Raw genomic sequence first — 11,813 nt, forward strand, 5'->3', positions numbered from 1 at the left:
CGGCATCAGAGGACATCGAGAGTGTCGAGGCCGCGCAACAAATCGGCCTGGATGTCGGGCAGGTGCTCCAGGCCCACGGCAACACGGATCAGCCCTTGGCCTATGCCAGCGGCCTGGCGCTGCGCTTCGCTGAGCTTGCCGTGCGAGGTGCTGGCCGGGTGCGCGCACAGGGTTTTGGTGTCGCCCAGGTTGGTGCACAGCGAGAGCACTTGCAAGCTGTCGAGCACGTGAAAGGCGCGCGCACGCGCCTGCTCGGCGCTGCCAGCGTGCAGCTCGAATGAGAGCACCGCGCCGCCGCAGCCGTCCATCTGGCGCATGGCCAAGGCGTGCTGTGGGTGCGTGGGCAAGCCGGGGTAATGCACCCGCGCCACGGCGGGGTGCGCTTGCAGCCATTGCGCCAGCGCCAGCGCTTGCGCGCTTTGTGCCCGCAGGCGCAGACTCAGGGTTTCCAGGCCCTTGAGCACCACCCAGGCGTTGAAGGGCGAGAGCACCATGCCAGTGTTTTTTTGCACCGGCAGCAGGCGCTGGTGGATCAGATCGGCGCTGGCGCAGACCGCACCGGCCATGACGCGGCCTTGGCCGTCGAGGTATTTGGTGCCCGAGTGCAGCACGATGTCGGCCCCGAATTCGAGCGGGCGCTGCAGCGCCGGGGTGGCCAGGCAATTGTCCACCGCCAGCCAGGCCCCGGCCTGGTGCGCCAGATCGGCCAGGGCGGCGATGTCGCACACCTCGGTGAGCGGGTTGGTGGGGGTTTCGGCCAGCAGCAAGCGGGTTTCGGGCCGCATGGCGTGGCGCCAGGCCGCCAGATCGGTTTGCGGCACGCAGGTGGAGGACACGCCAAAGCGCGCAAACTCGGCCCCGATCAGCTTGAGGGTGGAGCCAAACATGGACTGCGAATAGACCACGTGGTCGCCCGCCTTGAGCAAGGCAAAGCAGACCAGCGTGAAGGCCGCCATGCCGGAAGCAGTGGCCAGCGCCGCTTGGCTGCCTTCGAGCGCGGCCAGGCGCTGCTCGAAGCTGGTCACGGTCGGGTTGCCCGTGCGGCCGTAGGTGTAGCCCTCCTCTTCGCCGGCAAAGCGGCGCGCGGCGGCGGCGGCGCTGGGCTGCACGAAGCCGCTGCTCAAATACAGCGCTTCCGAGTGCTCGCCGTGCTGGCTGCGCTCGACCGCCATGCGCAGCGCCAGCGTGTCGCGGTGCAGCGCAGCGGGTGGGGATGGGTCGGTCGTGGGTCGGCTCATGGGGCGGCTCACTGGGCGTTTCGGCTTTTAGGCGTCGGTGGAATTGGGCAGCGCCAGCCGCGAGCTGCAGGCATCGTCTTCTTCGGCGCCGTTGCGCTGGGCGTGCAGGCGCCCGACGTCTTCGCTGCTGATGTCGCCCGTCACGTACACGCCGTCGAAGCAGGAGGCCTCAAAGCCATCGAGCGCCGGGTTGAGCGAACCGACGGCGCGCTTCATGTCCTCCACACTTTGGTAGATCAGGGCGTCGCAGCCGATGCTCTGGCGCACTTCTTCGAGCGTGCGCCCGCAGGCCACCAGCTCGTCGCGCGTGGGCATGTCGATGCCGTACACATTGGGGAACATCACCGGCGGCGCGGCGCTGGCCATATAGACCTTGGTGGCCCCGGCTTCGCGCGCCATCTGCACGATTTCGCGGCTGGTGGTGCCGCGCACGATCGAGTCATCGACCAGCAGCACGCGCCGGCCCTTGAACTCGCTGCCGATCACGTTGAGCTTTTGCCGCACCGATTTTTTGCGCACCGCCTGCCCCGGCATGATGAAGGTGCGCCCCACGTAGCGGTTCTTCACAAAGCCTTCGCGGTAGGGTTTGCCCAGCAACTGCGCCAACTGGGTAGCGGCCGGTCGGCTCGATTCGGGGATCGGGATCACCACATCGATTTCGTCCAGCGGCACCTGCAGCCGCAGGCGATCGGCCAGCGTCTGCCCCATGTTGAGCCGGGCCTGATAGACCGAGATGCCGTCGAGCGTGGAGTCGGGCCGGGCCAGATAGACGTACTCGAACACGCAGGGGTAGTGGCGCGGCTGGGCGGCGCACTGGCGCGACTGGATCTGGCCATCGGTACCGATGAACACCGCCTCGCCGGGCGCGATGTCGCGCAAAAAATCGTGTCCGGTGCCTTCGAGCGCCACCGACTCGCTGGCCACCATCACAGTGCCGTCTTTGCCGCGCCCGATGCACAGCGGCCGGATGCCGTAGGGGTCGCGAAAGGCCAGCAGGCCGTGCCCGGCAATGAGCGCGACCACCGCGTACGAGCCCTGCAGGCGCAAATGCGTGGCGGCCACCGCTGCGAACAGGGCCTCGGTGCTCCAGGCGCCGTGCTGGCCGGCGCGGCCAATCTCGTGCGCCAGCACGTTGAGCAACACCTCGGAGTCGCTGTCGGTGTTGATGTGGCGGTGGTTGCGCTCCACCATGTCGCGCCGCAAGGCCTGCGCGTTGGTCAGGTTGCCGTTGTGCGCCATCACGATGCCAAAGGGCGCGTTGACGTAAAAGGGCTGCGCCTCTTCCTCGCTATAGGCATTGCCCGCCGTGGGGTAGCGCACCTGCCCCAGGCCGTGGTTGCCCGGCAGGGCGCGCATATTGCGCGTGCGAAACACGTCGCGCACCATGCCCTTGGCCTTGTGCATGAAGAACTTGCGCTCTTGCTCGGTGACGATGCCGGCCGCGTCCTGGCCACGGTGCTGCAGCAGCAGCAAGGCGTCATAGAGCAACTGATTGACCGGTGCCGTGCTGGCAACGCCTACGATTCCACACATACGACGAGTCCTGTTTTTATCAAGGGAAATGGGCCGCCAGCCACGCCGGCATCAGGCCTTCGAGGGCAGCCAAGCCAGAGTAAAGCCAAGCGGCCCCGACCGACTGCTGCCACGCCGGGTGCTGGTGCAGCGGAGTCAGGTGCAGCAAAAGGGTGAGCGCCAACAAAATAACCAGGCCGCGCAGCAGCCCAAAGCCGGCCCCGAGGGTGCGATCGACCGGGCGCAAGCCCACCTGCTCGACGCCTTTTTTGATCAGCCAAGCCAGAAATCCGCCGACAAACACGGTGGCGATAAACACCAGCGCAAATCCGATCGCAAAGGGCAAGGGCGGATCGAGCTCGGCCAGCGGCAACCAGGCGGCGGCTTCGTCGGCCCACCACTGCGCCAGAAAAAAGGCCGCCACCCAAGCCGAGAGCGACAACACCTCGTACACCAGCCCACGCCAAGCCCCGATCAGCATCGAAGCCAGCAGCAGCAGCAGCAAAAAAATATCGACTGCGGCCATCGCTCATAGCGTGAGGATGGAGGCCTGCAAGCCAAGCTGGCGCACCCGTTCGGCGGCGCGCTCGGCTGCGGCGCGGCTGTCGAAGGGCCCCAGCCGCACGCGGGTGCGCGGGCCGTCGGAAGTTTGGGCCACTTGGGTGTAGGTGACCAAACCGGCGCGCTCCAGGCGCTGGCGCACCTCGCGCACCCGGGCCGGGTCTTCGAAGGCCCCCACTTGCACCACCAAGCGCTGCGCTGCCGCAGGGGCGCGCCCTTCTAAGATGGCTTGGGCGCGGGAGGCATCGGTGGGCGCTGCGGGTGCGGGAGGGACAGCCGGTGTGGCAGGGGTAGCGGGAGCGGCTGGACGGACCGGGGCCACGGGTGCAGGCGCCGCCGCTGGCATGGCCGGACTGCTGGGTGTCGCCGGTGCGCTGGCCGCAACGGGGGCACTGGCAGGGGCACTGGCTAGGGGTGCCGCTGGCGTGGCGGCGGCCGCAGGGGGTTGAGCGGGTTCGACGGCGGGAGCCGGAGCGGGCGCAGGCGGCTGCACAGGCAAGGGCTCCCCCATCTGCCGATCCGGTATTTCGATGGCGATGTCCACCGGCACCGGGCGCGGCTGGGTGTCAAACAGCAGGGGCAGCCCGATGACGCCGGCCAGCACCAGCACACTGGCCCCAATCAGGCGCTGGCGCGAGCGCCGGCGCAAGGTCTCGATGGTGGTCGGCGGGGTCGGGGCGCTGGCTCCGCTGCCGCCTGAACGCAGTTTGAACATGGGCCGCTGTTACACCGTGGGTTGCAAAAAATCGGGTTCCATCGCGCCCAGCCGGCCCGAAGAAATGGCTGGTCTACCGTTCAAGTCGGCAGGTGCGGGGCCGCCAAACGCGGCACACCGTGCTCCAGCACCGCCCCCACCGTCAGGAAAGACCCGAAGATCACGATTCTATCAGCCGGGTCGGCTCCAGCGTGCGCCGCCGCCAGCGCCGCCAGCGCGTCGGGGTAGGCGCTGGCACTCTGGCCCGGGCGCTGCGGCAGCGCCTGCCACTGCGCCAGCAAATCGGCCGCCTTGGCGGCGCGCGTGCCGGGCAAGTCGGTGAAATACCAGCAGTCCACCAGCGCGCCGGCGCGCTCCAGCATCGGGGCCAGGTCTTTGTCGGCCATGGCCCCAAACACCGCGTGGGTGCGCGGGAAGTAGCCTTGGGCGTCGAGGTTTTGCACCAGCGCCGCCACCGAATGCGGGTTGTGCGCCACATCCAGCACCAGCGTGGGCTGCCCCGGCACGATCTGGAAGCGCCCCGGCCACTGCACCAGCGCCAGCCCGTTGCGCACCGCCTGCGCCGTGACCGGCAGGCGCGGGTGCAGGGCCTCGATGGCCGCCAGCGCCCCGGCTGCGTTTTGCAACTGGTTGGCCCCACGCAGCGCCGGATAGGCCAGGCCGCTGTAGCGCTTGCTGCGCCCGCTCCAGTTCCACTGCTGGCGGTCGCCGCTGAACTGAAAATCCACCCCAATCCGGCACGGCTCGGCGCCAATTTCGTGCGCCCGCGCCAGCACACTCTGCGGCGGCAGCGGGTCGCTCACCACCACCGGGCGGCCGCTGCGCATCACGCCGGCTTTTTCGATCCCGATGGCTTCGCGGTTGGGCCCCAGAAACTCCATGTGGTCGAGGTCGATGCTGGTGATGATGGCGCAGTCGGCATCCCACAGATTGACCGCATCCAGCCGCCCACCCATGCCGATTTCGAGCACCAGCACCTCGGGCTGCGCCGCCACCAGCGCCTGCACAATGGCCAGCGTGCTGAACTCGAAGTAGGTAAGGGTTAGCTCGGGCTGCCCGCCGCGCCCCAAGCGCGCGCGCTCGACTTCGGCAAACGCCGCCGCCAGCACCGCGGCTTGCACCGGCTCGCCGCGCACCTGGGCGCGTTCCTCGAAGCGCACCAGGTGCGGCGAGGTGTAGAGCCCGGTGCGGTAGCCGGCGTGGCGGTAGATCGACTCCAGCATGGCGCAGGTCGAGCCCTTGCCGTTGGTGCCCGCCACCGTGATGAGCGGGCACGGCAGCACGATGCCGCGCCCGCCGTTCATGCGCTGCAGCACGGCGCGCACGCGCTCCAGGCCCATGTCGATGCCTTTGGGGTGCAGGCGCTCGCAGTGGGCCAACCAGCCTTCAAGGGTTGCGGGCTGCGGGATGGGGGGGCTGAGTTGGGAGTCGGTCATGGGTGGCGTTTGGGCAAAGGATCGAGGGGCGTGGCGCTGGGGCTAAGGCCACACGATGGATGGGATTGTCGCGCAAGGCTGGTGCAGCCACGCACAAGACCCAGCGCCTGACGCCTAGCGCCTGCCCTTGCTCCACTAGAATCAAGCACACGCGCAGAGGTTCCAGCAGCCCCTTCGGATCGATCCGCGCTCTGGCAACCCCCAACAGCCCAACCACCCTGCACCCCCATGAGCACCACCCAACTCGACGGCGTGACCGTCAAAACCCAGGCCAACGTTTATTTTGACGGCAAGTGCATCAGCCACAGCCTCACCCTGCCCGATGGCAGCAAAAAATCGATCGGCGTGATCCTGCCCGCCACCCTCACCTTCAACACCGGCGCGGCCGAAGTCATGGAGTGCGTGGGCGGTGCCTGCGAATACCTGCTCGCGGGCAGCAACACCTGGTTGCCGTCCCAAGCCGGGGAGCGCTTCGCGGTGCCGGCGCAATCGAGCTTCCAGATTCGCGTCAGCGGCCAGCCCTACCACTACATCTGCCACTTTGCCTGAAGCGCCCAAGCGCTGCACCCCCTCACCACACCAGACCCCCGCACCATGCCCACCATCCTGCAATCCCTGCCCGTCGGCCAGAAGGTCGGCATCGCCTTTTCGGGCGGACTCGACACCTCCGCCGCCCTGTTGTGGATGCAGCTCAAGGGCGCCCTGCCCTACGCCTACACCGCCAACCTGGGCCAGCCCGACGAAACCGACTACGAGGCCATTCCGCGCAAGGCGCTGGCCTACGGGGCCCAGGCGGCGCGCCTGATCGACTGCCGCGCCCAACTGGTGGCCGAAGGCCTGGCGGCGCTGCAAGCCGGGGCCTTTCACATCAGCACCGCCGGCAACACCTACTTCAACACCACGCCGCTGGGGCGCGCCGTCACCGGCACCCTGCTGGTCGCGGCCATGAAGGCCGACGAGGTGCACATCTGGGGCGACGGCAGCACCTTCAAGGGCAACGACATCGAGCGCTTCTACCGCTACGGCCTGCTCACCAACCCGGCGCTGAAAATCTACAAGCCCTGGCTGGACCAGCGCTTCATCGACGAGCTCGGCGGCCGCACCGAGATGAGCGAGTTCCTGATCGCGCACGGCTTCGACTACAAAATGAGCGTAGAAAAAGCCTACAGCACCGACAGCAACCTGCTCGGTGCCACGCACGAGGCCAAAGACTTGGAGCAGCTCAGCGCAGGCATTCGGATCGTGAACCCGATCATGGGCGTGCCGTTCTGGCGCGAAGACTGCGCCGTCAAGGCCGAAGAAGTGAGCGTCACCTTCGAAGAAGGCGTGCCGGTGGCCCTCAACGGCCAGCGCTTCGACTCGCTGGTGGCGCTGTTCGAGCAGGCCAACACCATCGGTGGCCGCCACGGGCTGGGCATGAGCGACCAGATCGAAAACCGCATCATCGAAGCCAAGAGCCGTGGCATTTACGAAGCCCCCGGCATGGCGCTGCTGTTCATCACTTACGAGCGCCTGCTCAGCGGCATCCACAACGAAGACACGATCGAGCAGTACCGCGACAACGGGCGCAAGCTCGGCCGTCTGCTCTACCAGGGGCGCTGGTTCGACCCGCAGGCCATCATGCTGCGCGAAGCGGCGCAGCGCTGGGTGGCGCGCCCGATCAGCGGCAGCGTCACGCTGGAGCTGCGCCGGGGCAACGACTACTCGATCCTGCACACCGAAAGCCCCAACCTGAGCTACGCGCCCGAGCGCCTGAGCATGGAAAAAGTGGAAGACGCGCCGTTCAGCCCCGCCGACCGCATCGGCCAGTTGACCATGCGCAACCTCGACATCACCGACACCCGCGCCAAGCTCGGCATCTACTCCGAAACCGGCTTGCTGGCGCTGGGCCAGGGGGCGGACTTTTTGCGCCTAGGGCGCTGAAGGCACACTCGTAGCGGCTGCCCCGACTGTTCACGGTGGAGCAGCCGCTATCAGGCTTCAAACGCGCTCCAGCACCAGCGCAATGCCTTGTCCGACACCGATGCACATGGTGCACAGCGCGTAGCGGCCGCCGCTGTGGTGCAGGCGGTTGATGGCGGTGGTGGCCAAGCGGGCACCGCTGGCGCCCAGCGGGTGGCCCAAGGCAATCGCGCCGCCCCAGGCGTTGACGCGGGCATCGTCGTCGTTTAGTCCGAGCAGGCGCAGCACGGCCAGGCCTTGGGCGGCAAACGCCTCGTTCAACTCGATCACGTCCATCTGCGCCAGCGCCAGGCCGGTTTGGGCCAGCACCTTTTGCGTGGCGGGCACCGGGCCGATGCCCATGATGCGCGGCGCCACGCCGGCCGTGGCCATGCCGACTACGCGGGCCTTGGGGATGAGACCGTTTTTGGCGGCGCTGGCCTCGTCGGCCAGAAGCAGCGCACAAGCGCCGTCGTTAACGCCCGAGGCGTTGCCAGCGGTCACGCAGCCGTCGGGCCGCACCACGCCCTTGAGCTGGGCCAGCGCTTCCAGGCTGGTCTTGCGCGGGTGTTCGTCGGCGCTGACCCGCACCGGATCGCCCTTCTTTTGCGGCAGGGTGACGGGGCAGATTTCGCGCGCCAAATAGCCGGCCTCAATGGCGGCCACGGCGCGCATCTGGCTGTTGAGGGCCATGAGGTCCTGCGCTTGGCGCTCGATCTTGAAATCGGTGGCCACGTTTTCAGCCGTTTCGGGCATGGAATCGACGCCGTACTGCGCTTTCATGAGCGGGTTGATGAAGCGCCAGCCGATGGTGGTGTCGTACACCGCGTGGTTGCGGCTGAAGGCCGACTCGGCCTTTGGCATGACGAAAGGCGCGCGGCTCATGCTCTCGACCCCGCCCGCGATCATCAGGCCCGCTTCACCGGCCTTGATGGCGCGCGCGGCGGTGCCGATGGCGTCCAAGCCCGAGCCACACAGGCGGTTGACGGTGACACCGGGCACTTGCAGCGGCAGGCCAGCCAGCAGGCTGCTCATGTGGGCCACGTTGCGGTTGTCTTCACCGGCTTGGTTGGCGCAGCCGTAAATCACGTCGGCCACGGCGGCCCAGTCCACTTGCGGGTTGCGCGCCATCAGCGCCTTCAAGGGAATGGCGCCAAGGTCGTCGGTGCGCACGCTGGACAGCGCACCGCCGTAGCGGCCAAAGGGGGTGCGGATGGCGTCGCAGATAAAGGCTGGGTTCATGGGGGGCTCCGGGTGGGGGGAACAGTTAACGGGGCCAGCGCGGCGAGGGCACCGGCTTTGGGCAAGGGCTGATGTCGCATTGTCTGATCGAATTCAGGCACCGGCACCCAAGCATCGGCCTAGAGCTGCAAGGGCAGCTATAAGCTTGTGCAGCCCATCGCCATCAAAACACGGCCCCTCAGAGCACCGCCTGCGCCGCCCGGTAGCCGCGCTCGGCGTTTACCCCGCGCAGCAACAGCAGCCCCAGCACGAAATACAGGCCGGTCACCAGCATGGCGCTGCGGTGGTCGCCACCGGTGAGCCAAGTCACCAGCCCGTAGGTGAGCGGGCCGACGATGGAGGCCAGCATCACCGCCAGCCCCCAGAGCCCAAAAAACTCGGCGCGCTGGGCATCGGGTGCCAAGTAGCCCACCAGCGCGCGCCCGGCCGACTGGCTCGCCCCCAAGCACAGCCCGGCCAGATTGGCCGCAAGCCAAAAGCTGGCCGCGCTCTCGCTCGACCAGGCCACCAGCACCATGGCGATCCAGCCCAGCAGCGTGAGCGCAATGCCGCGCACCGGCCCGATGCGGTCTTGCAGGTAGCCAAAACCCAGCGCCCCGATGGCGGCGGTGATGTTGACGACAAAAATCATCATCACCGTTTGCGCGGTGTCAAAACCCATCACCTCTTGGGCGTAGATGGCGGCCAGGGCGATCACGGTCATGATGCCGGCCTGGTAAAAAACGATGCAGATGAGGAAGCGGCGCATGTCTTGGAAGCGGGCCGCTTCGCGCCAGGTTTTGGCCACCTGCGCCCAGGCCGAAACCGCTGACTTGGGTTGCGGCAGCGCGCGCTCGCGCACCCAGAAGAAAAACGGCAGCGCGGTGAGCGCAAACAGCGCCGCCGTGATGAGCAGCGTGACCGGCACAAACTCAGAGGCCGTGTGCCCGCGCGCCTGCGCCCAATGGATGTAGGCCAGACACAGCGCCAGGCACAGCAAGCCCCCCACATAACCCAGCCCCCAGCCCCAGCCCGACAGCGTGCCCAAGCGCTGCGGCCGCGCCAGTTCGGGCAAAAAGGCCGCCACCAGATTGCCGCCGGTGCTAAAAAACGCATTCGACAGCACCAGCAGCGCCAAGGCCAGCACCACGCTGCCCGGCCCGATCCAGCCCAGCGCCGCGGTGGTGAGCACGCAACCCACCGTGGTCAGGGCCGCCAGCCGCTTCTTGCCCGCGTGCACATCCGCCCAAGCGCCCAGCACCGGGGCGCTCAGCAGCACCAGCAGGTTGGAAAAGGCCAGGGCTGCGGTCCAAGCCAGCGTGGCCCAGGTGGTGCCGCCGGCGACGACCGCGACGAAATAAGCCCCGTAGATGGCCGTGATCACCACCGTGGTGTAGCCCGAATTGGCGAAGTCGAACATTGCCCAGCCCAGGGCCTCGCGGCGGCGCACGCCGGGGCGCAGCACCGGGCCCAATCCGAGCGGTGCTGCGGGGGGCGGCTGAAGGGGTTCGGGTGGCAGACTGGAATTCATCTTTGCCATGTTAACCGGCGCCCATGAAACCACGCAGACAGCGTCACGAACGGCCCCAGCCGGCCCCTACCACAGCACGGGCTCGATTTCCAGCCGAATGCCAAAGCGCTCATAGACGCTGGTTTGAATGGCTGCGGCCAGCGTCATCACCTCGGCGCCGCTGCACGGGTGCTGGGCGTCGCTGCGGTTGACCAACACCAGCGCCTGCTTTTCATACACCCCCGCATGGCCCATGGTTTTGCCCTTCCAGCCGCAGGCCTCGATCAGCCAACCCGCTGCGAGCTTGATGCGCCCATCGGGCAGCGGGTAGTGCACCAGGGTCGGGTCGCGCGCGATGATGTCGGCGCACTGCTCGGGGCTGACCAGCGGATTTTTGAAAAAACTGCCGGCGTTGCCGATTTCGGCCGGATCGGGCAGCTTGGCGCGGCGGATTTGGCACACCCAATCAAAAATCTGCCGCGCCGTGGGCTGCGCCAAGCCCGCCTCGGCCGCTTTGCGCTCCAAATCCGCGTAGCCCAGCACCGGCTGCCAGCGCCGGGGCAGCCAAAAGCGCACGCGCGTGATCAGCGCCCGCCCGGCCAGCCCATAGCCCTGCTCCCCGGCGCGCTGGTGTTTGAACACCGAGTCGCGGTAGCCAAAGCCGCACTGCGCCGCATCGAGGCTGAACACCTGCCCGCTGTGCAGATCGACCGCATCGAGCGAATGAAAGCGGTCTTGCAGCTCCAGCCCGTAGGCGCCGATGTTTTGTACTGGCGATGCGCCCACGCTGCCGGGAATCAGCGCCAGGTTTTCCAGCCCCGGCCAGCCGCGGTCCAGCGTCCAAGCCACAAAATCGTGCCAGTCCTCGCCCGCTTCGGCCTCCACCAGATAGCCGGCCTCGGTTTCGCGCAGCAAGCGCCGCCCCTGCATTTCGACCTTGAGCACCAGGCGTTCGACGTCGCCCGTGAGCACGATGTTGCTGCCGCCCCCGAGCACGCGCACCTGATCGGGGCGCCAGCCGGGCTGGCCGATCAGGTCGGGTAGCAAGTCGGCCTTGCGCACGCGCAGCAGGCGCTGCGCCCGCGCTGCGATGCCAAATGTGTTGTAGGGCTGCAAGGCCACGCTTTTCTCGACTAACATGCGGGGATTGTCGCACTCCCGCACTGAAAACCTCGCCCATGCCCTCCTTCGACACCGTCCTCGAACCCAATCTGGTTGAAATCAAAAACGCGCTCGAGCAAACCAGCAAAGAAATCGGCACCCGCTTTGACTTCAAGGGCAGCGCCGCCGCCGTCGAGCTCAAAGACAAGGAAATTTTCCTGACCGCCGACAGCGATTTCCAGATCGGCCAAGTCGACGACATCCTGCGCGCCAAGCTGAGCAAGCGCAGCGTCGATGTGCGCTTCCTCGATGCCGGTAAAATCGAAAAAACCGGGGGTGACAAGGTGCGCCAAGTCCTCAAGGTGCGCGAAGGCATTGCCAGCGAAGACGGCAAAAAAATCCAGCAAGCCATCAAGGGCAGCAAGCTCAAACTGCAGGCTGCCATCCAGGGCGAGGCGGTGCGCGTCAGCGGCGCCAAGCGCGACGACTTGCAGGCTGGCATGGCCCTGATCCGCCAAGCGCTGCCCGATTTGCCCTTGTCGTTTAATAATTTTCGCGACTGAACGCGGTTTCAGCCC

Annotated in this window: 11 protein-coding genes; 3 read left to right on the forward strand and 8 right to left on the reverse strand. The window is 67.3% G+C overall.

All coding sequences use genetic code 11. The features are described 5' to 3' along the window. Positions 1 to 5 precede the first annotated feature (5 nt). From SRAH_RS00615 to folC, 5 genes are all read right to left on the reverse strand, one after another. Positions 6 to 1,238, reverse strand: coding sequence for an O-succinylhomoserine sulfhydrylase (locus tag SRAH_RS00615; RefSeq protein ID WP_029461423.1), 1,233 nt, complete (start codon positions 1,236 to 1,238; stop codon positions 6 to 8). Between the two features lie 27 nt (positions 1,239 to 1,265). Continuing rightward, the gene (gene purF / locus SRAH_RS00620) at positions 1,266 to 2,771 is read right to left on the reverse strand and encodes an amidophosphoribosyltransferase (protein WP_029461424.1); all 1,506 of its coding nucleotides are present in this window, start codon (positions 2,769 to 2,771) and stop codon (positions 1,266 to 1,268) included. A 19-nt stretch (positions 2,772 to 2,790) separates the two neighbouring features. Continuing rightward, complete coding sequence (locus SRAH_RS00625; RefSeq protein WP_029461425.1) at positions 2,791 to 3,276, reverse strand: CvpA family protein; 486 nt, start codon at positions 3,274 to 3,276, stop codon at positions 2,791 to 2,793. 3 nt (positions 3,277 to 3,279) lie between these two features. Then, positions 3,280 to 4,026: an SPOR domain-containing protein gene (locus tag SRAH_RS00630; RefSeq protein ID WP_029461426.1), complete on the reverse strand. Its 747-nt coding sequence runs from the start codon at positions 4,024 to 4,026 to the stop codon at positions 3,280 to 3,282. Between the two features lie 80 nt (positions 4,027 to 4,106). Beyond that, positions 4,107 to 5,462 carry a bifunctional tetrahydrofolate synthase/dihydrofolate synthase gene (gene folC, locus SRAH_RS00635; protein ID WP_045475646.1) on the reverse strand — a complete coding sequence of 452 codons (1,356 nt, stop codon included), beginning with the start codon at positions 5,460 to 5,462 and terminating at the stop codon, positions 4,107 to 4,109. 228 nt (positions 5,463 to 5,690) lie between these two features. Between folC and ppnP the strand changes: the two genes are divergently transcribed. Together ppnP and argG are read left to right on the forward strand one after the other, a co-directional pair. Beyond that, positions 5,691 to 6,011 carry a pyrimidine/purine nucleoside phosphorylase gene (gene ppnP, locus SRAH_RS00640; RefSeq protein ID WP_029461428.1) on the forward strand — a complete coding sequence of 107 codons (321 nt, stop codon included), beginning with the start codon at positions 5,691 to 5,693 and terminating at the stop codon, positions 6,009 to 6,011. A gap of 45 nt (positions 6,012 to 6,056) precedes the next feature. Continuing rightward, on the forward strand, positions 6,057 to 7,385 hold the full coding sequence (gene argG, locus SRAH_RS00645; RefSeq protein WP_029461429.1) for an argininosuccinate synthase: 1,329 nt from the start codon (positions 6,057 to 6,059) through the stop codon (positions 7,383 to 7,385). A gap of 57 nt (positions 7,386 to 7,442) precedes the next feature. Here the strand turns inward: argG and pcaF are convergent, their stop codons facing one another. The 3 genes from pcaF to murB all read right to left on the reverse strand — a co-directional run bounded on the left by pcaF (position 7,443) and on the right by murB (position 11,274). Next, positions 7,443 to 8,645: a 3-oxoadipyl-CoA thiolase gene (pcaF, locus tag SRAH_RS00650; RefSeq protein ID WP_029461430.1), complete on the reverse strand. Its 1,203-nt coding sequence runs from the start codon at positions 8,643 to 8,645 to the stop codon at positions 7,443 to 7,445. 178 nt (positions 8,646 to 8,823) lie between these two features. Then, entirely contained in the window at positions 8,824 to 10,155 is a 1,332-nt protein-coding gene (locus tag SRAH_RS00655) for an MFS transporter (protein WP_082209989.1), read from the reverse strand. 66 nt (positions 10,156 to 10,221) lie between these two features. Next, on the reverse strand, positions 10,222 to 11,274 hold the full coding sequence (gene murB, locus SRAH_RS00660; RefSeq protein ID WP_029461432.1) for a UDP-N-acetylmuramate dehydrogenase: 1,053 nt from the start codon (positions 11,272 to 11,274) through the stop codon (positions 10,222 to 10,224). Positions 11,275 to 11,312: 38 nt separating this feature from the next. On the opposite strand from murB, the gene SRAH_RS00665 reads away from it, so the two are divergent. Next, positions 11,313 to 11,798 carry a YajQ family cyclic di-GMP-binding protein gene (locus SRAH_RS00665; protein WP_029461433.1) on the forward strand — a complete coding sequence of 162 codons (486 nt, stop codon included), beginning with the start codon at positions 11,313 to 11,315 and terminating at the stop codon, positions 11,796 to 11,798. Positions 11,799 to 11,813: the final 15 nt, after the last annotated feature.

This window comes from Serpentinimonas barnesii (assembly GCF_000696225.1).
Classification (GTDB): Bacteria; Pseudomonadota; Gammaproteobacteria; order Burkholderiales; family Burkholderiaceae_C; genus Serpentinimonas; species Serpentinimonas barnesii.